The sequence below is a fragment of the Pseudomonas sp. GW821-FHT09E04 genome (genome assembly GCF_059416185.1).
Genome location: NZ_JBWKOR010000007.1, coordinates 292,993 through 313,539, shown reverse-complemented (window position 1 = coordinate 313,539; position 20,547 = coordinate 292,993). Strand labels below are relative to the sequence as shown.

Sequence of the window (20,547 nt, the reverse complement as noted above, 5' to 3'; positions counted from 1 at the left end):
GCAGGATTGCCCGCTCTCTGCTCCGCCAGGAGGAAAGGCCTTGAAAGACCTACTGAATTTGCTGAAAAACCAGGGTCAAGTCGAAGAGTTCGACGCCATCCGTATCGGATTGGCCTCGCCTGAGATGATCCGCTCGTGGTCGTTCGGTGAAGTTAAAAAGCCGGAAACCATCAACTACCGTACGTTCAAACCCGAGCGTGACGGTCTGTTCTGCGCCAAGATCTTTGGCCCGGTAAAGGATTACGAGTGCCTGTGCGGTAAGTACAAGCGCTTGAAGCATCGTGGTGTGATCTGCGAGAAGTGCGGCGTTGAAGTTGCACTGGCCAAGGTTCGTCGTGAGCGCATGGCGCACATCGAGCTGGCTTCGCCGGTTGCCCACATCTGGTTCCTGAAATCGCTGCCGTCCCGTATCGGCCTGCTGATGGACATGACCCTGCGTGATATCGAACGCGTTCTCTACTTCGAGAGCTATGTCGTTATCGATCCGGGCATGACCACTCTTGAAAAAGGTCAGCTGCTGAACGATGAGCAGTACTTCGAAGCGCTGGAAGAGTTCGGTGATGACTTTGACGCCCGCATGGGTGCTGAAGCTGTCCGTGAACTGCTGCACGCTATCGACCTGGAACACGAGATCGGCCGTCTGCGTGAAGAGATTCCGCAAACCAACTCCGAAACCAAGATCAAGAAGCTGTCCAAGCGTCTGAAGTTGATGGAAGCCTTCCAGGGTTCCGGCAACCTGCCAGAGTGGATGGTGCTGACCGTTCTGCCGGTTCTGCCGCCAGATCTGCGTCCACTGGTCCCGCTGGATGGCGGTCGTTTCGCGACTTCCGACCTCAACGATCTGTATCGTCGAGTGATCAACCGTAACAACCGTTTGAAGCGCCTGCTGGATCTGTCCGCTCCGGACATCATCGTGCGCAACGAAAAGCGTATGTTGCAGGAAGCTGTCGACGCACTGCTCGACAACGGTCGTCGTGGCCGCGCTATCACCGGTTCCAACAAGCGTCCTCTGAAATCCCTGGCTGACATGATCAAGGGTAAGCAAGGTCGTTTCCGTCAGAACTTGCTCGGTAAGCGTGTTGACTACTCCGGTCGTTCGGTAATTACCGTAGGCCCGACCCTGCGTCTGCATCAGTGCGGTCTGCCGAAGAAGATGGCTCTCGAGCTGTTCAAGCCGTTCATTTTCGGCAAGCTGGAAATGCGTGGTCTGGCGACCACCATCAAAGCGGCCAAGAAAATGGTCGAGCGCGAGCTGCCGGAAGTTTGGGACGTTCTCGCTGAAGTGATTCGCGAACACCCGGTTCTTCTCAACCGTGCACCGACCCTTCACCGTCTGGGTATCCAGGCGTTTGAACCGGTACTGATCGAAGGTAAGGCTATCCAGCTGCACCCGCTGGTCTGCGCCGCGTACAACGCCGACTTCGACGGCGACCAAATGGCCGTGCACGTACCGCTGACGCTGGAAGCCCAGCTCGAAGCGCGTGCGTTGATGATGTCGACCAACAACATTCTGTCGCCAGCCAACGGTGAGCCAATCATCGTTCCGTCGCAGGACGTTGTATTGGGTCTGTACTACATGACTCGTGAAGCGATCAACGCCAAGGGCGAAGGTCGTGTGTTCGCGGATCTGCAGGAAGTTGACCGTGTGTTCCGTGCCGGCGAAGCCGCACTGCACGCCAAGATCAAGGTTCGTATCAACGAAACCGTGAACGATCGTGACGGCAACAGCGTGAGCGGTACCCGTATCGTCGACACCACTGTCGGCCGTGCGCTGCTGTTCCAGGTTGTACCAAAAGGTCTGTCGTTCGACGTCGTCAACCTGCCGATGAAGAAAAAGGCGATCTCCAAGCTGATCAACCAGTGCTACCGCGTGGTTGGTCTGAAAGAGACCGTGATCTTCGCTGACCAGTTGATGTACACCGGTTTTGCCTACTCGACCATCTCCGGCGTTTCCATCGGTGTTAACGACTTCGTTATCCCGGATGAAAAAGCCCGCATCATCGGTGCAGCCACCGACGAAGTGAAAGAGATCGAGAGCCAGTACGCCTCCGGCCTGGTAACCCAGGGCGAGAAGTACAACAAAGTGATCGACCTTTGGTCGAAAGCGAACGACGAAGTCTCCAAGGCGATGATGGCCAACCTCTCGAAAGAGAAAGTCATCGACCGTCACGGCGTCGAAGTCGATCAAGAGTCGTTCAACTCGATGTACATGATGGCTGACTCGGGTGCGCGGGGTTCCGCAGCACAGATCCGTCAGCTGGCCGGTATGCGTGGTCTGATGGCCAAGCCGGACGGTTCCATCATTGAAACGCCGATTACTGCGAACTTCCGTGAAGGTTTGAGCGTACTTCAGTACTTCATCTCCACTCACGGTGCTCGTAAAGGTCTGGCGGATACCGCGTTGAAAACTGCGAACTCCGGTTACCTGACTCGTCGTCTGGTAGACGTTGCGCAGGATCTGGTTGTAACCGAGATCGATTGCGGCACCGAACACGGTCTGCTGATGACTCCGCACATTGAAGGCGGTGACGTTGTAGAGCCGTTGGGTGAGCGCGTATTGGGTCGTGTTATCGCCCGTGACGTATTCAAGCCGGGTACCGAGGACGTCATCGTTCCTGCTGGCACCCTGGTAGACGAGAAGTGGGTCGAGTTCATCGAGCTGAACAGCATCGACGAAGTGATCGTGCGTTCGCCGATCAGTTGCGAAACCCGCTATGGCATTTGCGCCAAGTGCTACGGCCGCGACCTGGCTCGTGGTCACCAGGTGAACATCGGTGAAGCGGTCGGCGTTATCGCTGCCCAGTCCATCGGTGAGCCGGGTACCCAGCTGACGATGCGTACGTTCCACATCGGTGGTGCGGCAAGCCGTACTTCCGCAGCCGACAGCGTTCAGGTGAAGAATGGCGGTACCGTCCGTCTGCACAACCTGAAACACGTTGAGCGTGTGGATGGCAACCTGGTTGCTGTGTCCCGTTCCGGTGAGCTGGCAATCGCTGATGACTTCGGTCGTGAGCGCGAGCGTTACAAGCTGCCGTACGGTGCCGTGATTTCGGTTAAAGAAGGTGACAAGGTCGACGCTGGCGCAATCGTGGCCAAGTGGGATCCGCACACTCACCCGATCGTTACCGAAATGAAAGGTACCGTGACCTACGTGGGCATGGAAGAAGGCATCACGATCAAGCGTCAGACTGACGAATTGACCGGTATGACCAACATTGAAGTACTCGATGCCAAAGACCGTCCGGCTGCCGGCAAGGACATCCGTCCTGCGGTGAAGATGGTCGATGACAACGGCAAGGATCTGTTGCTGCCAGGCACTGACGTTATCGCTCAGTACTTCCTGCCAGCCAACGCCCTGGTCGGTGTTGCGGACGGTGCGAAGATTGCGATCGGTGACGTTATCGCTCGTATCCCGCAAGAAACTTCGAAAACCCGTGACATCACCGGTGGTCTGCCGCGTGTTGCCGACCTGTTCGAAGCCCGTCGTCCGAAAGAAGCGTCGATTCTGGCTGAAGTCAGCGGCACCATCGCGTTCGGTAAAGAGACCAAGGGCAAGCGCCGTCTGGTCATCACTCCGAACGACGGTAGCGATCCGTATGAAGAGCTGATTCCGAAGTGGCGTCACCTGAACGTGTTCGAAGGCGAACAGGTAAACCGCGGCGAAGTTATCTCCGACGGCCCGAGTGATCCGCACGACATCCTGCGTCTGCTGGGTGTGAGCGCGCTGGCCAAGTACATCGTTAACGAGATCCAGGACGTTTACCGTCTGCAAGGCGTGAAGATCAACGACAAGCACATCGAGACCATCCTGCGTCAGATGCTGCGTAAAGTTGAGATCTCCGAGTCCGGCGATTCCAGCTTCATCAAGGGCGACCAGATGGAACTGACTCACGTACTGGTAGAGAACGAGCGTCTGAACGCGGAAGACAAATTTGTCTCCAAGTTCACCCGCGTTCTGCTGGGTATCACCAAGGCGTCGTTGTCGACCGAATCGTTCATCTCCGCGGCTTCCTTCCAGGAAACCACCCGCGTACTGACCGAAGCGGCCGTAACCGGCAAGCGCGATTACCTGCGCGGCCTGAAAGAAAACGTGGTCGTGGGTCGTCTGATCCCGGCTGGTACCGGTCTGGCTTATCACAGCGAGCGTAAACGTCGCCGTGATGCAGACAAACCGTTGCGCGTAAGCGCCAGTGAAGTGGAAGCTGCACTGACCGAAGCGCTGAACTCGAGCGGTAACTGAGTTCTGCGAAAAATGAGCTAAGGCCCTGATCGAACCGTTCATCGAATCGAGACAATTTGTCGAGGTTCGACGAGCGGGGAGGTCGGGGCCTTGCCTTGACTGGGGACAAGATCCTCTTTAGACTCTTGATCCCCTAAATTTGGCGGGAATTCGTTCCTGCCATTTTGCTTTTCTTGCAAGACAATAGCGTCGCAAGACAACAGTGGAGCTAGTAGATGGCAACTATCAACCAGCTGGTACGTCAGCCGCGTAAGCGTATCGTCGAGAAATCCGACGTACCTGCGCTGCAGAACTGCCCGCAACGTCGTGGCGTGTGCACCCGTGTGTACACCACTACGCCGAAAAAACCTAACTCGGCACTGCGTAAAGTATGCCGTGTGCGTCTGACCAACGGTTTCGAGGTTTCCTCGTACATCGGTGGTGAAGGCCACAACCTGCAAGAGCACAGCGTGGTACTGATCCGCGGCGGTCGTGTAAAAGACTTGCCAGGTGTTCGTTACCACACCGTTCGCGGCTCCCTGGATACTTCCGGTGTTAAAGGTCGTAACCAAGGTCGTTCGAAGTACGGTACCAAGCGTCCGAAGTAATCGGCCGTTTTGCAGATTTTCATTTTATTGAGTCGATAAGAGTAAGGTCGGGCGCGCATCCTCTGGATCTGTCCCGAGCTAACCTGAAGACCGTTTGAGGGCTTATCAATGCCAAGACGTCGCGTAGCAGCAAAGCGTGAGATTCTGGACGATCCGAAATACGGAAGCCAAATCCTCGCCAAATTCATGAACCACGTTATGGAAAGCGGCAAGAAAGCCGTTGCCGAGCGTATCGTTTATGGTGCCCTGGAAACCGTTGCGACCCGTAAGGCTGGCACCGATCCCCTGGAACTCTTCGAAAAAGCACTCGACGCCATCGCTCCGCTGGTCGAAGTGAAGTCGCGCCGCGTTGGTGGTGCTACTTACCAGGTTCCGGTCGAAGTTCGTCCGTCCCGTCGTAACGCTCTGGCAATGCGCTGGTTGGTAGACTTCGCCCGTAAGCGCGGCGAGAAGTCTATGGCTCTGCGCTTGGCTGGCGAGCTGCTGGATGCTGCTGAAGGTAAAGGTGCTGCTGTTAAGAAGCGTGAAGACGTGCACCGTATGGCCGAAGCTAACAAAGCTTTCTCGCACTACCGCTTCTAATTTTAGCTTCACTAATTTTGCGAGGGCTTTATGGCTCGTACTACTCCGATTAGTCGCTACCGTAACATCGGTATCGTCGCTCACGTGGATGCTGGTAAAACCACCACCACCGAGCGCGTCCTTTTTTACACTGGCAAAAGTCACAAAATGGGCGAGGTGCATGACGGCGCCGCGACCACAGACTGGATGGTTCAGGAGCAGGAGCGTGGTATTACCATTACTTCTGCTGCCATTACCGCCTTCTGGAAAGGTTCCGAGAAGCAGTACGCTCACGAGCATCGCTTCAACGTAATCGATACCCCGGGCCACGTAGACTTCACCATTGAAGTAGAGCGTTCCCTGCGCGTACTCGACGGCGCTGTCGTTGTGTTCTGCGGTACTTCGGGTGTTGAGCCTCAGTCGGAAACCGTATGGCGTCAGGCCAACAAATACGGCGTTCCACGTCTTGTTTACGTAAACAAGATGGACCGTGCTGGTGCTAACTTCCTGCGCGTGATCGGTCAGATCAAGCAGCGTCTGGGTCACACTCCGGTGCCGATCCAGCTGGCTATCGGTTCGGAAGACAACTTCCAGGGCCAGATCGACCTGATCAACATGCAAGCCGTTTACTGGAACGACTCTGACAAGGGTATGGTTCCGGTTCGCAAGGAAATTCCTGCGGACATGGCTGAGCTGGCTGCTGAGTGGCGCAACAACATGGTTGAGGCTGCTGCCGAAGCCAACGAAGACCTGATGAACAAGTACCTGGAAGGCGAAGAGCTGTCGATCGAAGAGATCAAGGCTGCTCTGCGTGCACGTACTATCGCCGGCGAAATCGTTCTGGCTGTTTGCGGTTCTTCCTTCAAGAACAAGGGTGTTCCCCTGGTTCTCGACGCCGTTATCGACTTCCTGCCTGCTCCGACCGACATTCCTGCTATCAAGGGTTCCAACCCTGATAACGAGGAAGAGGAAATGGAGCGTCACGCAAGCGACGACGAGCCGTTCGCGGCCTTGGCGTTCAAGATCGCTACCGACCCATTCGTGGGTACCTTGACCTTCGTCCGCGTTTACTCGGGCGTGTTGAACTCCGGCGACGGCGTGATCAACTCGGTTAAAGGCAAGAAAGAGCGCGTGGGTCGTATGGTGCAAATGCACGCAAACGCCCGTGAAGAGATCAAGGAAGTACGCGCTGGCGACATCGCGGCCCTGATCGGCATGAAGGACGTCACCACTGGTGAAACCCTCTGCAACGCTGACAAGCCAATCATCCTGGTTCGCATGGACTTCCCGGAGCCGGTTATTTCGGTTGCCGTAGAGCCTAAGACCAAGGATGACCAGGAAAAAATGGGTATCGCTCTGGGCAAGCTTGCTCAGGAAGACCCGTCTTTCCGCGTTAAAACTGATGAAGAGACTGGTCAAACGATCATCTCCGGCATGGGCGAGCTGCACCTGGACATCCTGGTTGACCGGATGCGCCGTGAGTTCAACGTCGAAGCCAACATCGGCAAGCCTCAAGTTTCGTACCGTGAGCGCATCACGAAGAACTGCGAAATCGAAGGCAAGTTCGTTCGTCAATCCGGTGGTCGTGGTCAGTTCGGTCACTGCTGGATCCGTTTTGCTCCTGCTGACGAAGGTCAGGAAGGTCTGCAATTCGTGAACGAAGTAGTAGGTGGTGTGGTTCCTAAGGAATACATCCCGGCTATCCAGAAGGGTATCGAAGAGCAGATGAAGAACGGCGTTGTTGCCGGCTATCCGCTGATCGGCCTGAAGGCTACCGTGTTCGATGGTTCTTACCACGACGTCGACTCCAACGAGATGGCGTTTAAAGTGGCTGCTTCCATGGCGACCAAGCAACTGGCCCAGAAGGGCGGTGGTGAGCTGCTTGAGCCGATCATGGCGGTAGAGGTTGTTACGCCTGAAGACTATATGGGTGATGTGATGGGCGACCTTAACCGTCGTCGCGGCATGATCCAGGGTATGGAAGACACAGTGTCCGGCAAGGTTATCCGTGCCGAGGTTCCACTGGGTGAGATGTTCGGTTATGCGACCGACGTCCGTTCCATGTCTCAGGGTCGCGCAAGCTACTCTATGGAATTCAAAAAATACGATACGGCTCCGTCGCACATCGTCGAATCCGTTACCAAAAAACAAGGCTGATTCAGCCCCTTTAGGCTAGGAGTTAATTGTCGTGGCTAAAGAAAAATTTGATCGTTCCCTACCGCACGTAAACGTTGGCACCATCGGTCACGTTGACCACGGTAAAACCACTCTGACCGCTGCTCTGACTCGCGTCTGCTCCGAAGTTTTCGGTTCGGCCGTAGTTGAATTCGACAAGATCGACAGCGCTCCAGAAGAAAAAGCTCGTGGTATCACCATCAACACCGCGCACGTTGAGTACAACTCGACTATTCGTCACTACGCTCACGTTGACTGCCCAGGTCACGCTGACTACGTGAAGAACATGATCACCGGTGCTGCCCAGATGGACGGCGCGATCCTGGTTTGCTCGGCCGCTGATGGTCCGATGCCACAAACCCGTGAGCACATCCTGCTGTCCCGTCAGGTAGGCGTTCCGTACATCGTGGTTTTCCTGAACAAGGCTGACCTGGTAGACGACGCTGAGCTGCTGGAACTGGTTGAGATGGAGGTTCGCGACCTGCTGTCGACCTACGACTTCCCAGGCGACGACACTCCGATCATCATCGGTTCGGCTCGTATGGCGCTGGAAGGCAAAGACGACAACGAAATGGGCACCACTGCCGTTCGTAAACTGGTTGAGACTCTGGATACCTACATCCCTGAGCCAGTTCGTATGATCGACAAGCCATTCCTGATGCCAATCGAAGACGTATTCTCGATCTCGGGTCGCGGTACTGTTGTGACTGGTCGTATCGAGCGCGGTATCGTTCGCGTTCAAGATGCTCTGGAAATCGTTGGTCTGCGTGACACCACCACCACCACCTGCACCGGTGTTGAGATGTTCCGCAAGCTGCTGGACGAAGGTCGTGCTGGCGAGAACTGCGGCGTTCTGCTGCGTGGCACCAAGCGTGACGACGTTGAGCGTGGTCAGGTTCTGGTTAAGCCGGGTTCGGTTAAGCCGCACACCAAGTTCACCGCAGAAGTTTACGTTCTGAGCAAGGAAGAAGGCGGTCGTCACACTCCGTTCTTCAAAGGCTACCGTCCACAGTTCTACTTCCGTACTACTGACGTGACTGGTAACTGCGAGCTGCCAGAAGGCGTTGAAATGGTAATGCCAGGTGACAACATTCAGATGACTGTTACCCTGATCAAAACCATCGCGATGGAAGACGGTCTGCGTTTCGCTATCCGTGAAGGCGGTCGTACCGTCGGCGCTGGCGTCGTAGCCAAAATCATCGAGTAATCTCTTTTTTGAGATAGCTTTGATGAGTTGAAAAAGCCCCCGCTTAGCGGGGGCTTTTTTATTGGGTTGACACCTATCTGGGGCGTCTATAGAATTGCGCCTCCTTTTAACGGGCGTATTGCGCCCGGTGGGAATAGCAGCCGGAGTCTGAAATCCAATGCAAAATCAGCAAATCCGTATCAGGTTGAAGGCTTTTGACCATCGCCTGATCGACCAATCAACCCAGGAAATCGTGGAAACCGCGAAACGTACTGGTGCTCAAGTGCGTGGTCCAATTCCACTGCCTACCCGTAAAGAGCGGTTTACCGTTCTGGTTTCCCCGCACGTCAACAAAGACGCGCGTGACCAGTACGAAATCCGCACTCATAAGCGCGTTCTGGACATCGTCCAGCCAACGGATAAAACCGTTGATGCACTTATGAAGCTTGATCTTGCGGCCGGTGTGGAAGTGCAGATCAGCCTCGGCTAAGACTCGGTCTTAGTCGTGTAACGCTCTGAAATGGGCGGCCATAGCGGGTGAAAGCCCCGTACACTCATGAGGTTTACAACATGACTATTGGTGTAGTCGGTCGTAAAGCGGGTATGACCCGTATTTTCACCGAAGAAGGTGTCTCCATTCCGGTCACGGTCATTGAGATCGAGCCGAATCGCGTCACCCAGTTCAAAACTGAAGAAACCGATGGCTATCGTGCAGTGCAAGTCACTGTCGGCGAGCGTCGTGCTTCCCGTGTAACAGCTGCTCAGGCTGGCCACTTCGCTAAAGCGAACGTTGCCGCTGGTCGTACCGTAATGGAATTCCGCCTTGAAGAAGGCGAGTACCAGGCCGGCGATCTGATCAACGCTGAAATCTTCGCCGCTGGTCAACTGGTTGATGTAACCGGTCAGTCCAAAGGTAAAGGCTTCCAGGGTACGATCAAGCGTTGGAATTTCCGCGGGCAAGATAACACCCACGGTAACTCCGTATCCCACCGCGTCCCAGGCTCTATCGGCCAGTGCCAGACTCCTGGTCGTGTATTCAAGGGCAAAAAAATGTCCGGTCATATGGGCGCTGAGCGCGTGACCGTGCAGTCCCTGGAAGTAGTGCGCGTGGACGCTGAACGCAATCTGTTGTTGGTCAAGGGTGCTGTTCCTGGCGCTACTGGCGGCAACCTGGTTGTACGTCCAGCAGCCAAGGCTCGCGGTTAAGGGGAAGCTGACATGCAATTAAATGTAAATGACGCTCAAGCGATCGAAGTTTCCGAACTGACATTTGGCGGCGAGTTCAACGAGACGCTGGTTCACCAAGCAGTCGTGGCCTACATGGCCGGCGGCCGTCAAGGTAGCAAGCAGCAAAAGACCCGTTCCGACGTTCGTGGTGGCGGTAAGCGCCCATGGCGTCAGAAAGGTACTGGCCGTGCTCGTGCCGGTACTATCCGTAGCCCAATCTGGCGCGGCGGCGGTACCACTTTCGCAGCTCGTCCACAAGATCACTCCCAGAAGCTGAACAAGAAGATGTACCGCGCAGCAATGCGTTCCATCCTTGCTGAGCTGGTGCGTACTGATCGTCTGGTTGTGGTTCAGGATTTCGCAGTTGAAACTCCGAAAACCAAAGACCTGCTGGGCAAACTGAACAACATGAGCCTGACCGACGTTCTGATCGTGTCGGACGCTGTTGATCAGAACCTGTACCTGGCTGCTCGCAACCTGCCACACGTAGATGTACGTGACGTGCAAGGTTCCGATCCAGTTAGTCTGATCGCATACGACAAGGTGTTGATCACCGTGTCGGCCGTGAAGAAATTCGAGGAGCTGCTGGGATGAACCAGGAACGCGTATTTAAAGTTCTGCTTGGCCCGCACGTTTCCGAGAAGGCTACGGTTCTGGCAGACAAGAAAGGCCAGTTCGTTTTCAAGGTTGCTACTGACGCAACCAAGCTGGAAATCAAGAAGGCCGTCGAAAGCCTGTTCAGCGTGAAAGTTGAGCGTGTTACTACCCTGAACGTTCTGGGTAAGAGCAAGCGCACCGCTCGCGGTCTGGGCAAGCGTAATGACTGGAAGAAGGCAGTTATCTCCCTTCAGCCAGGCCAAGATCTCGATTTCAGCAGCAGTGCTGAGTAAGGAAGGGGTGCATCATGGCAATCGTTAAATGCAAACCGACTTCCCCTGGCCGCCGTTTTGTGGTCAAGGTGGTCAACCAGGAGCTGCATAAAGGCGCTCCTCACGCACCGCTGCTCGAGAAAAAATCGAAGTCTGGTGGTCGTAACAACAATGGCCGTATTACCACTCGTCACATCGGTGGTGGTCATAAGCAGCATTATCGTCTGGTCGACTTCCGTCGCAACGACAAAGATGGCATCGCTGCCACTGTCGAGCGTATCGAATACGATCCAAACCGTACTGCTCACATCGCTCTGCTGCTGTACGCAGATGGCGAGCGTCGCTACATCATCGCCCCTAAAGGCGTGAGCGCTGGCGACCAGCTGATCGCAGGTGCTCTGGCACCGATCAAGCCGGGCAACGCTCTGCAACTGCGCAACATTCCAGTTGGTAGCACCGTACACGGCATCGAACTGAAGCCAGGTAAAGGCGCACAAATCGCTCGTTCCGCTGGTGCTTCGGCTCAGCTGATCGCTCGTGAAGGCGTTTACGTGACCCTGCGTCTGCGTTCCGGTGAAATGCGTAAAGTACTGGCTGAATGCCGTGCGACCCTGGGCGAAGTCTCGAACTCCGAGCACAGCCTGCGTTCGCTGGGTAAAGCTGGTGCCAAGCGCTGGCGTGGCGTTCGCCCAACCGTTCGTGGTGTTGCCATGAACCCGGTTGACCACCCACATGGTGGTGGTGAAGGTCGTACCTCTGGTGGTCGTCATCCGGTATCGCCATGGGGCTTCCCGACTAAGGGCGCGAAGACTCGTGGTAATAAGCGTACCGACAAAATGATCGTCCGTCGTCGCAAGTAAATAGAGGGATACGACAGTGCCACGTTCTCTGAAAAAAGGTCCTTTTATTGATCTTCACCTACTGAAGAAGATCGAAGTGGCGGCGGAAAAGAACGATCGCAAACCAATTAAGACTTGGTCGCGTCGTTCGATGATCCTGCCACAAATGGTCGGTCTGACCATCGCAGTACACAACGGTCGTCAGCACGTCCCAGTTCTCGTTAACGAAGACATGGTCGGCCACAAACTGGGCGAGTTCGCCGGTACCCGCAACTATCGCGGGCACGTGGCAGACAAGAAAGCCAAGCGTTAAGGGGTAAGGAAATGGAAGTAGCCGCTAAGTTGTCGGGCGCTCGAATCTCCGCCCAGAAAGCCCGCTTGGTCGCCGACCAGATCCGCGGGAAGAAGGTGGGCGAAGCGCTCAACCTGTTGGCTTTCAGCAGTAAGAAAGCCGCCGAGATCATGAAAAAAGTGCTGGAGTCGGCCGTAGCCAACGCCGAGCATAACGAAGGCGCAGACGTTGATGACCTGAAGGTCAGCACCGTTTTCGTCAACGAAGGGCGTTCGCTGAAGCGCATCATGCCACGTGCCAAAGGCCGTGCTGATCGCATCGTCAAGCGGTCTTGCCATATCACTGTCAAGGTTGCTGACAAGTAACGGAGTCGAAGAGATGGGTCAGAAAGTACATCCCATTGGCATTCGCCTGGGAATCGTCAAGGAGCACACCTCCGTCTGGTACGCAGACGGTCGGACTTATGCGGACTACTTGTTCGCTGATCTGAAGGTGCGTGAATACCTCCAAGACAAACTAAAAAGCGCGTCCGTAAGCCGTATCGATATCCATCGTCCGGCCCAAACTGCACGCATCACCATCCACACCGCTCGTCCAGGTATCGTTATCGGGAAGAAAGGTGAAGATGTTGAGAAACTGCGTCAGGACCTGACCAAGCAAATGGGTGTGCCTGTGCACATCAATATCGAAGAGATCCGCAAGCCGGAGCTCGACGGTATGCTGGTTGCGCAGAGCGTAGCTCAGCAGCTGGAGCGTCGCGTAATGTTCCGTCGCGCTATGAAGCGTGCTGTACAGAACGCCATGCGCATTGGTGCCAAAGGCATCAAAATCCAAGTGAGCGGTCGTCTCGGCGGTGCTGAAATCGCACGTACTGAATGGTATCGCGAAGGTCGTGTGCCACTGCACACCCTGCGTGCCGACATCGACTATGCCAACTACGAAGCTCACACCACTTACGGTGTGATCGGTGTAAAGGTTTGGATCTTCAAGGGCGAAGTAATTGGTGGTCGCCAAGAAGAACTGAAACCACAAGCACCAGCGCCTCGTAAAAAAGCTGCTAAGTAAGGGGTACGCCAAATGTTGCAACCAAAGCGTACGAAGTTCCGCAAGCAGATGACCGGCCACAACCGTGGTCTGGCACTGCGCGGTAGCAAAGTCAGCTTCGGCGAGTTCGCGCTGAAGTCTGTAGCTCGTGGTCGTCTCACCGCTCGTCAGATCGAGTCAGCGCGTCGTGCTCTGACCCGTCACGTAAAACGTGGCGGCAAGATCTGGATCCGTGTATTCCCGGACAAGCCGATCTCCAAGAAGCCTCTCGAGGTTCGTATGGGTAAAGGTAAGGGTAACGTGGAGTACTGGGTTGCCCAGATTCAGCCAGGCAAAGTCCTGTATGAAATCGAGGGTGTTTCTGAAGAGCTGGCGCGTGAGGCTTTCGCCCTGGCTGCTGCAAAGCTGCCGCTCGCCACCTCCTTTGTTAAACGGACGGTGATGTGATGAAAGCGAATGAACTTCGTGAAAAATCCGCACAGCAGCTGAACGAGCAACTGCTCGGCTTGCTGCGCGACCAGTTCAATCTGCGCATGCAGAAAGCAACTGGCCAGTTGGGGCAGTCTCATCTGCTCTCGCAAGTTAAGCGTGACATCGCTCGCGTGAAGACTGTGCTCAACCAGCAGGCAGGTAAGTGATCATGGCTGAAGCCGAAAAAACTGTCCGTACGCTGACTGGCCGTGTTGTCAGCGACAAGATGGACAAAACCATCACCGTTCTGATCGAGCGTCGCGTTAAGCACCCGATCTACGGTAAATACGTTAAGCGTTCGACTAAGCTGCACGCGCACGACGAAACCAATCAGTGCCACATCGGCGACAAAGTCACTATTCGTGAAACTCGTCCGATGGCCAAGACCAAGTCTTGGGCGCTGGTTGATGTTCTCGAACGCGCTGTGGAAGTCTAAGGGCTAGGGGTCGGAGAAATTATATGATTCAGACTCAATCCATGCTCGATGTGGCCGATAACAGCGGCGCTCGCCGCGTTATGTGCATCAAGGTGCTGGGTGGCTCCCATCGTCGTTACGCTGGTATCGGTGACATCATCAAAGTTACCGTGAAGGAAGCAATTCCTCGCGGTAAGGTGAAAAAAGGCCAAGTGATGACTGCTGTTGTAGTCCGCACTCGTCACGGCGTACGTCGTGCTGATGGCTCCATTATCCGCTTTGATGGCAACGCTGCTGTTCTTCTGAACAACAAGCAAGAGCCGATCGGCACCCGTATCTTTGGGCCAGTGACCCGTGAACTTCGTACTGAGAAGTTCATGAAGATCGTCTCGCTCGCCCCAGAAGTGCTGTAAGGAGATCCGACATGCAAAAGATTCGTCGTGACGACGAGATCATCGTGATCGCCGGCAAAGACAAAGGTAAGCGCGGTAAGGTGCTGAAGGTTCTTGCTGACAACCGTCTGGTTGTTGGTGGTCTGAACCTGGTCAAGCGTCATACCAAGCCTAACCCGATGTCGGGCGTACAGGGCGGTATCGTCGAGAAAGAAGCGCCACTGCACGCTTCTAACGTCGCCATCTTCAACGGCGAAACCAACAAGGCTGACCGCGTTGGTTTCAAAGTAGAAGACGGTAAAAAAATTCGTGTCTTCAAGTCGACCCAAAAAGCGGTTGATGCTTGAACACTGCTAGGTAGAAGACCATGGCACGACTAAAAGAGATTTACCGGAAGGAAATCGCTCCGAAACTTAAGGAAGAACTTAAGCTTTCGAACGTGATGGAAGTTCCGCGCGTTACCAAAATCACCCTGAACATGGGTCTGGGCGAAGCGATCGGCGACAAAAAAGTCATCGAGCACGCTGTTGCTGACCTGGAAAAGATCACCGGCCAGAAAGTCGTTGTGACCTACGCTCGCAAATCCATCGCTGGCTTTAAAGTCCGTGAAGGTTGGCCGATCGGCGTCAAAGTGACCCTGCGCCGTGAGCGTATGTACGAGTTCCTGGATCGTCTGCTGTCGATCTCCCTGCCTCGGGTTCGCGACTTCCGCGGCCTGAATGCCAAGTCCTTCGATGGTCGTGGCAACTACAGCATGGGCGTGAAAGAGCAGATCATTTTCCCGGAAATCGACTACGACAAGATCGATGCTCTCCGCGGTCTGGACATTACCCTGACCACCACTGCCAAGAACGATGATGAAGGCCGCGCTCTGTTGCGTGCTTTCAAATTCCCGTTCCGCAACTGATTGGAGTAGGAAAATGGCCAAGAAGAGCATGAAGAACCGTGAGCTGAAGCGTCAGCTCACCGTTGCCAAGTACGCCACCAAGCGTGCAGCGCTGAAAGCTATCATCGTTGATCTGAACGCAAGTCCAGAAGCGCGTTGGGAAGCTACCGTAGCTCTGCAGAAGCAGCCACGTGATGCAAGCGCTTCGCGCATGCGTAACCGCTGCCGCCTGACTGGTCGTCCGCACGGCGTTTACCGCAAGTTCGGCCTGGGCCGTAACAAGCTGCGTGAAGCTGCAATGCGTGGTGACGTTCCAGGTCTGGTTAAAGCCAGCTGGTAATTGCTGTCAAAGTCTCGATGGTCGGGTTCGCAAGAACCTGACCATCGGTGGCCTTGAACATGAATCAAGCCCCTTTTGGGGCTTGATTCATTTCTGGGGTATGTCTAGAATGACCGGCTCGCCTGAGCCCGTGTTTTTTATGCCCGGAATTTCTCGGCGACAAGTAGTAGCCGCAAGGCTAATTTTTCTGTATTAGGAGCGTCTAGCCCATGAGTATGCAGGACCCGTTAGCGGACATGCTAACTCGAATCCGTAATGCCCAGATGGCTGAAAAGTCCGTCGTAAGCATGCCTTCTTCCACGTTGAAGGTGGCTGTAGCTAAAGTCCTGAAGGACGAAGGTTACATCGCGGGTTATCAGATCAGCAGCGAAACAAAACCACTGCTGTCTATCGAGCTGAAATATTTCGAAGGCCGTCCGGTCATCGAAGAAGTCAAGCGCGTTAGCCGTCCAGGCCTGCGTCAGTACAAGTCCGTCGAAGATCTGCCAAAAGTACGTGGCGGTCTCGGTGTGTCTATCGTCTCCACCAACAAAGGTGTGATGACTGATCGTGCTGCGCGCGCTGCCGGTGTCGGCGGCGAAGTTCTTTGCACTGTGTTCTAAGGGGGGATAAGCATGTCTCGCGTCGCTAAGAACCCCGTTAAGCTGCCAGCCGGTGTCGAAGTCAAATTCGCAGGCCAACAGCTTTCGGTGAAGGGTGCCAAGGGCACTCTCGAACTGAACGTCCATTCGTCCGTTGAGATCGTTGAAGAAGCCGGTGAGCTGCGTTTTGCTGCTCGCAATGGCGATCAACAAACTCGCGCAATGGCCGGTACCACTCGTGCGTTGGTTAACAACATGGTCCAGGGCGTAAGCCAAGGCTTCGAGCGCAAGCTCCAGCTGGTCGGTGTTGGTTACAAAGCGCAAGCAAAAGGCACAGTGCTGAACCTGGCTCTTGGCTTCTCGCACCCAGTGGATTATGAACTGCCGGAAGGCATCACCGCTGAGACCCCTAGCCAGACCGATATCCTGATCAAGGGCATCGACAAGCAGCTGGTAGGTCAAGTGGCCGCCGAGATCCGCGACTTCCGTCCACCAGAGCCGTACAAAGGCAAAGGTGTGCGCTACGCGGACGAAGTCGTCCGTCGTAAAGAAGCCAAGAAGAAGTAGGGCATAGCAAATGACCGACAAAAAAGTTACTCGACTGCGTCGCGCTCGCAAAGCACGCCTGAAAATGCACGAACTCGAAGTCGTGCGTCTCTGCGTGTTCCGCTCGTCGCAGCACATCTACGCCCAGGTCATTTCGGCCGACGGCAACAAAGTCCTGGCAAGCGCCTCGACTTTGGATAAAGAACTGCGTGATGGCGCCACTGGCAACATCGACGCGGCCACTAAGGTTGGCCAGCTGGTCGCTACGCGTGCTAAGGCCGCTGGCGTCTCGCAGGTGGCTTTCGACCGCTCTGGCTTCAAGTACCACGGCCGCGTTAAAGCGCTGGCTGATGCTGCTCGTGAAGCTGGGCTGGAGTTCTAAGTTATGTCAAATAACGACCAAAAGCGCGACGAAGGCTACATTGAGAAGCTGGTTCAAGTTAACCGCGTAGCCAAAACCGTTAAAGGCGGCCGTATCTTCACTTTCACCGCGTTGACCGTGGTTGGTGATGGTAAAGGGCGTGTTGGCTTCGGCCGTGGCAAGTCGCGTGAAGTGCCTGCTGCGATCCAGAAGGCAATGGAAGCTGCTCGCCGCAACATGATCCAGGTTGATCTGAACGGCACCACTCTGCAGTACGCAATGAAGTCCGCTCACGGCGCTTCGAAGGTGTACATGCAGCCTGCTTCTGAAGGTACCGGTATCATCGCTGGCGGCGCTATGCGTGCTGTCCTCGAAGTTGCTGGCGTTCAGAACGTTCTGGCCAAGTGCTATGGCTCGACTAACCCTGTAAACGTGGTTCACGCCACTTTCAAGGGTCTGAAGGCTATGCAGTCTCCTGAGTCCATCGCAGCCAAGCGTGGCCTGCGTGTTGAGGAGATCAAGTAATCATGGCTACCGTTAAAGTTACGCTGATCAAAAGCATGACCGGCCGCATCCCTAACCACAAACTGTGCGTTAAGGGTCTGGGTCTGCGTCGCATCGGTCACACTGTAGAAGTCCAGGATACTCCCGAGAATCGCGGGATGATCAACAAGGCTTACTACATGCTGCGTGTCGAGGGTTAATCGATGAAACTCAATGATCTGAGTCCAGCGCCGGGTTCCCGTCGCGAAAAGCATCGTCCGGGCCGTGGTATCGGTAGTGGTTTGGGTAAGACTGGTGGCCGTGGTCACAAAGGTCAGACCTCCCGCTCCGGTGGCACTATTGCTCCAGGCTTTGAAGGCGGTCAACAGCCGCTGCATCGTCGCCTGCCGAAGTTCGGTTTCGTTTCCCTGAAGGCCATGGACCGCGCAGAAGTGCGTCTGTCCGAGCTGGCTAAAGTGGAAGGCGACATCGTCACCGTGCAGTCCCTGAAAGATGCCAACGTGATCAACGTCAACGTACAGCGTGTGAAAATCATGCTGTCCGGTGAAGTGACTCGCGCTGTCACTATCGGCAAGGGAATCGGCGCCACCAAAGGTGCGCGTGCGGCTATCGAAGCAGCTGGCGGCAAGTTCGAGGAATAAATGGCTAAGCAAGGTGCTCTCTCTGCGCTCGGCAAAGGCGGTATGTCTGAACTCTGGGCTCGTCTGCGTTTTCTGTTCCTGGCGATTATCGTCTACCGAATAGGCGCACACATCCCGGTTCCAGGTATCAACCCGGACCGACTCGCGGACCTGTTTCGACAGAATGAGGGGACCATTCTTAGCTTGTTCAACATGTTTTCCGGCGGCGCGCTGGAGCGGATGAGCATTTTTGCACTGGGGATCATGCCGTACATTTCGGCATCGATCATCATGCAACTGATGACAGCCGTCAGCCCGCAGCTGGAGCAGTTGAAGAAGGAAGGTGAAGCTGGCCGTCGCAAGATCAGCCAGTACACCCGCTACGGCACCGTCGTCCTCGCTCTCGTCCAGGCCATTGGCATGTCCATTGGTCTGGCGGGGCAGGGCGTTGCGTTCACTGGTGACTTTGGCTTCCATTTCGTCGCGGTATCCACTTTTGTGGCTGGTGCGATGTTCATGATGTGGCTGGGTGAGCAGATTACTGAGCGTGGTGTAGGCAACGGTATCTCGATGTTGATTTTTTCGGGTATCGTCGCCGGTCTTCCGAGAGCAATCGGGCAGTCTTTCGAGTCTGCGCGTCAGGGTGATATCAACATCTTCGCCTTGGTTGCCATCGGTTTGCTGGCAGTAGCGATTATCGGTTTCGTGGTGTTCATTGAGCGTGGTCAGCGTCGTATCGCCGTTCACTACGCCAAGCGTCAGCAAGGCCGCAAGGTTTTCGCTGCGCAGACTAGCCACTTGCCGCTGAAGGTGAACATGGCCGGTGTTATTCCGGCTATTTTCGCGAGCAGCATTTTGCTGTTCCCGGCTTCGCTGGGTGCCTGGTTCGGTCAGTCTGAAGGTATGGGCTGGTTGCAGGACATCTCGCAGTCGATCGCTCCTGGTCAGCCGTTGAATATTCTGCTGTTTAGTGCAGGGATTATTTTCTTCTGCTTCTTCTATACGGCGTTGATGTTCAATCCGAAAGACGTAGCGGAAAACCTGAAGAAGTCCGGTGCCTTTATTCCGGGCATCCGTCCAGGTGAGCAGTCCGCGCGCTACATTGATGGCGTTCTGACTCGCTTGACCATGTTCGGTGCTCTTTACATGACGGCCGTGTGCCTGTTGCCCCAGTTCCTGGTGGTTGCAGCAAACGTTCCGTTCTACCTTGGCGGGACCTCGTTGCTGATCGTGGTCGTGGTTGTGATGGACTTCATGTCCCAAGTACAATCGCACCTCGTTTCGCACCAGTACGAATCCCTGATGAAGAAAGCCAACCTGAAGGGTTACGGCAGCGGCATGTTGCGCTGAGTACCCATAAGGTTCGAGGAGTTGGTGATGAAAGTTCGTGCATCGGTGAAAAAGCTGTGCCGTAACTGCAAGATTATTCGCCGCGAAGGTGTTGTTCGAGTAATTTGCAGCGCGGAACCGCGTCACAAACAGCGCCAAGGCTGAGTGTGATTGTGCTTCAAGCCCGGCAGCTAGTGCGCTGCCGGGTTGATTATTTGTTATTACAGCGATATTATCTCGCGCCCTATTTCTTGGCTTCCGGGGCGTAGGTAGCTGTCAATTGGAGTCCCACTGAATGGCCCGTATTGCAGGCGTTAACATTCCAGATAACAAGCATACTGTTATCTCGCTGACCTACATCTATGGTGTTGGTCGCACTACTGCACAGAAGATTTGTGCAGAGACTGGGGTAAACCCAGCCGCAAAGATCAAGGATCTGAGCGACGAGCAGATTGAACAGCTGCGTGGCGAAGTGGCGAAGTTCACCACTGAAGGTGACCTGCGTCGCGAAATCAACATGAAAATCAAGCGCTTGATGGACCTCGGTTGCTATCGCGGTCTGCGTCATCGTCGTGGTCTGCCAGTACGCGGTCAGCGTACCAAGACCAACGCGCGTACCCGTAAAGGTCCGCGTAAGCCGATCCGCAAGTAATCGCCCCAGCGAATCGACAGGAATTTAATCATGGCAAAACCTGCTGCTCGTCCTCGTAAAAAAGTTAAAAAGACAGTGGTTGATGGCATCGCCCACATCCATGCTTCTTTTAACAACACCATCGTGACCATTACCGACCGTCAAGGTAACGCTCTTTCCTGGGCTACCTCCGGTGGTTCGGGTTTCCGCGGTTCCCGCAAGTCCACCCCGTTCGCTGCTCAAGTAGCTGCTGAGCGTGCTGGTCAAGCTGCGCTGGAATACGGCCTGAAAAACCTCGACGTGAACGTCAAGGGTCCAGGTCCAGGTCGTGAATCCGCAGTCCGCGCTTTGAACGGCTGTGGCTACAAGATCGCCAGCATCACCGACGTGACGCCAATCCCGCACAACGGGTGCCGTCCGCCGAAGAAGCGCCGCGTGTAATCCAGGAGAT

The 20,547-nt window shown here is 55.2% G+C and carries 30 protein-coding genes; all 30 read left to right on the top strand.

What is annotated here, in order from left to right; all coding sequences use genetic code 11:
* Positions 1-40: 40 nt before the first annotated feature.
* Complete coding sequence (gene rpoC, locus AC07N4_RS25490; protein ID WP_096823078.1) at positions 41-4,240, top strand: DNA-directed RNA polymerase subunit beta'; 4,200 nt, start codon at positions 41-43, stop codon at positions 4,238-4,240.
* Between the two features lie 215 nt (positions 4,241-4,455).
* Positions 4,456-4,827 (top strand): 30S ribosomal protein S12, encoded by a 372-nt coding sequence (gene rpsL / locus AC07N4_RS25485; protein WP_003186084.1) that lies wholly within the window; start codon positions 4,456-4,458, stop codon positions 4,825-4,827.
* Positions 4,828-4,935: 108 nt separating this feature from the next.
* Positions 4,936-5,409, top strand: a complete 474-nt coding sequence (rpsG, locus tag AC07N4_RS25480; RefSeq protein ID WP_007916467.1) for a 30S ribosomal protein S7 — start codon at positions 4,936-4,938, stop codon at positions 5,407-5,409.
* A 30-nt stretch (positions 5,410-5,439) separates the two neighbouring features.
* Positions 5,440-7,545, top strand: a complete 2,106-nt coding sequence (gene fusA, locus AC07N4_RS25475) for an elongation factor G (protein WP_096823079.1) — start codon at positions 5,440-5,442, stop codon at positions 7,543-7,545.
* 31 nt (positions 7,546-7,576) lie between these two features.
* Positions 7,577-8,770, top strand: coding sequence for an elongation factor Tu (gene tuf, locus AC07N4_RS25470; RefSeq protein WP_024014521.1), 1,194 nt, complete (start codon positions 7,577-7,579; stop codon positions 8,768-8,770).
* A 157-nt stretch (positions 8,771-8,927) separates the two neighbouring features.
* Positions 8,928-9,239, top strand: coding sequence for a 30S ribosomal protein S10 (gene rpsJ, locus AC07N4_RS25465; protein ID WP_003186070.1), 312 nt, complete (start codon positions 8,928-8,930; stop codon positions 9,237-9,239).
* A gap of 80 nt (positions 9,240-9,319) precedes the next feature.
* Entirely contained in the window at positions 9,320-9,955 is a 636-nt protein-coding gene (gene rplC, locus AC07N4_RS25460) for a 50S ribosomal protein L3 (RefSeq protein WP_007955641.1), read from the top strand.
* Between the two features lie 12 nt (positions 9,956-9,967).
* The gene (gene rplD, locus AC07N4_RS25455) at positions 9,968-10,570 is read left to right on the top strand and encodes a 50S ribosomal protein L4 (protein WP_003228735.1); all 603 of its coding nucleotides are present in this window, start codon (positions 9,968-9,970) and stop codon (positions 10,568-10,570) included.
* The gene (rplW, locus tag AC07N4_RS25450) at positions 10,567-10,866 is read left to right on the top strand and encodes a 50S ribosomal protein L23 (RefSeq protein ID WP_002555488.1); all 300 of its coding nucleotides are present in this window, start codon (positions 10,567-10,569) and stop codon (positions 10,864-10,866) included. The genes rplD and rplW overlap by 4 nt, the downstream gene beginning before the upstream one ends.
* Before the next feature lie 14 nt (positions 10,867-10,880).
* On the top strand, positions 10,881-11,705 hold the full coding sequence (gene rplB, locus AC07N4_RS25445; protein WP_003186055.1) for a 50S ribosomal protein L2: 825 nt from the start codon (positions 10,881-10,883) through the stop codon (positions 11,703-11,705).
* Positions 11,706-11,721: 16 nt separating this feature from the next.
* Positions 11,722-11,997 (top strand): 30S ribosomal protein S19, encoded by a 276-nt coding sequence (gene rpsS / locus AC07N4_RS25440; RefSeq protein WP_011336172.1) that lies wholly within the window; start codon positions 11,722-11,724, stop codon positions 11,995-11,997.
* Between the two features lie 11 nt (positions 11,998-12,008).
* On the top strand, positions 12,009-12,341 hold the full coding sequence (gene rplV, locus AC07N4_RS25435; protein ID WP_003103908.1) for a 50S ribosomal protein L22: 333 nt from the start codon (positions 12,009-12,011) through the stop codon (positions 12,339-12,341).
* A 13-nt stretch (positions 12,342-12,354) separates the two neighbouring features.
* Positions 12,355-13,041 (top strand): 30S ribosomal protein S3, encoded by a 687-nt coding sequence (rpsC, locus tag AC07N4_RS25430; RefSeq protein WP_003176422.1) that lies wholly within the window; start codon positions 12,355-12,357, stop codon positions 13,039-13,041.
* Positions 13,042-13,053: 12 nt separating this feature from the next.
* Positions 13,054-13,467, top strand: a complete 414-nt coding sequence (gene rplP, locus AC07N4_RS25425) for a 50S ribosomal protein L16 (protein ID WP_003228729.1) — start codon at positions 13,054-13,056, stop codon at positions 13,465-13,467.
* A complete protein-coding gene (rpmC, locus tag AC07N4_RS25420; protein WP_002555481.1) occupies positions 13,467-13,658 on the top strand; it encodes a 50S ribosomal protein L29 in 192 nt (63 codons plus the stop codon). Before rplP ends, rpmC begins: the two co-directional genes overlap by 1 nt.
* A gap of 2 nt (positions 13,659-13,660) precedes the next feature.
* On the top strand, positions 13,661-13,927 hold the full coding sequence (gene rpsQ, locus AC07N4_RS25415; protein WP_003194644.1) for a 30S ribosomal protein S17: 267 nt from the start codon (positions 13,661-13,663) through the stop codon (positions 13,925-13,927).
* Between the two features lie 23 nt (positions 13,928-13,950).
* Positions 13,951-14,319 (top strand): 50S ribosomal protein L14, encoded by a 369-nt coding sequence (rplN, locus tag AC07N4_RS25410; RefSeq protein WP_002555479.1) that lies wholly within the window; start codon positions 13,951-13,953, stop codon positions 14,317-14,319.
* A gap of 11 nt (positions 14,320-14,330) precedes the next feature.
* Positions 14,331-14,645: a 50S ribosomal protein L24 gene (gene rplX / locus AC07N4_RS25405; protein WP_003186046.1), complete on the top strand. Its 315-nt coding sequence runs from the start codon at positions 14,331-14,333 to the stop codon at positions 14,643-14,645.
* Positions 14,646-14,665: 20 nt separating this feature from the next.
* Positions 14,666-15,205, top strand: coding sequence for a 50S ribosomal protein L5 (gene rplE / locus AC07N4_RS25400; RefSeq protein ID WP_003210069.1), 540 nt, complete (start codon positions 14,666-14,668; stop codon positions 15,203-15,205).
* Between the two features lie 13 nt (positions 15,206-15,218).
* Complete coding sequence (gene rpsN / locus AC07N4_RS25395; RefSeq protein WP_003228726.1) at positions 15,219-15,524, top strand: 30S ribosomal protein S14; 306 nt, start codon at positions 15,219-15,221, stop codon at positions 15,522-15,524.
* Positions 15,525-15,733: 209 nt separating this feature from the next.
* The gene (gene rpsH / locus AC07N4_RS25390; protein ID WP_003228724.1) at positions 15,734-16,126 is read left to right on the top strand and encodes a 30S ribosomal protein S8; all 393 of its coding nucleotides are present in this window, start codon (positions 15,734-15,736) and stop codon (positions 16,124-16,126) included.
* A 12-nt stretch (positions 16,127-16,138) separates the two neighbouring features.
* Entirely contained in the window at positions 16,139-16,672 is a 534-nt protein-coding gene (rplF, locus tag AC07N4_RS25385; protein WP_025129400.1) for a 50S ribosomal protein L6, read from the top strand.
* A 10-nt stretch (positions 16,673-16,682) separates the two neighbouring features.
* Positions 16,683-17,033, top strand: coding sequence for a 50S ribosomal protein L18 (gene rplR, locus AC07N4_RS25380; RefSeq protein WP_003186037.1), 351 nt, complete (start codon positions 16,683-16,685; stop codon positions 17,031-17,033).
* A gap of 3 nt (positions 17,034-17,036) precedes the next feature.
* The gene (rpsE, locus tag AC07N4_RS25375; RefSeq protein WP_007955637.1) at positions 17,037-17,537 is read left to right on the top strand and encodes a 30S ribosomal protein S5; all 501 of its coding nucleotides are present in this window, start codon (positions 17,037-17,039) and stop codon (positions 17,535-17,537) included.
* 2 nt (positions 17,538-17,539) lie between these two features.
* Positions 17,540-17,716 carry a 50S ribosomal protein L30 gene (gene rpmD / locus AC07N4_RS25370; RefSeq protein ID WP_003176408.1) on the top strand — a complete coding sequence of 59 codons (177 nt, stop codon included), beginning with the start codon at positions 17,540-17,542 and terminating at the stop codon, positions 17,714-17,716.
* Positions 17,717-17,719: 3 nt separating this feature from the next.
* Complete coding sequence (gene rplO, locus AC07N4_RS25365) at positions 17,720-18,157, top strand: 50S ribosomal protein L15 (RefSeq protein WP_003228720.1); 438 nt, start codon at positions 17,720-17,722, stop codon at positions 18,155-18,157.
* Positions 18,158-19,486: a preprotein translocase subunit SecY gene (gene secY, locus AC07N4_RS25360; protein WP_003228718.1), complete on the top strand. Its 1,329-nt coding sequence runs from the start codon at positions 18,158-18,160 to the stop codon at positions 19,484-19,486.
* A gap of 27 nt (positions 19,487-19,513) precedes the next feature.
* A complete protein-coding gene (rpmJ, locus tag AC07N4_RS25355; RefSeq protein ID WP_002555468.1) occupies positions 19,514-19,630 on the top strand; it encodes a 50S ribosomal protein L36 in 117 nt (38 codons plus the stop codon).
* 130 nt (positions 19,631-19,760) lie between these two features.
* On the top strand, positions 19,761-20,117 hold the full coding sequence (rpsM, locus tag AC07N4_RS25350) for a 30S ribosomal protein S13 (protein WP_009045849.1): 357 nt from the start codon (positions 19,761-19,763) through the stop codon (positions 20,115-20,117).
* A 30-nt stretch (positions 20,118-20,147) separates the two neighbouring features.
* On the top strand, positions 20,148-20,537 hold the full coding sequence (gene rpsK, locus AC07N4_RS25345) for a 30S ribosomal protein S11 (protein ID WP_002555466.1): 390 nt from the start codon (positions 20,148-20,150) through the stop codon (positions 20,535-20,537).
* The last annotated feature ends 10 nt before the right edge of the window (positions 20,538-20,547 follow it).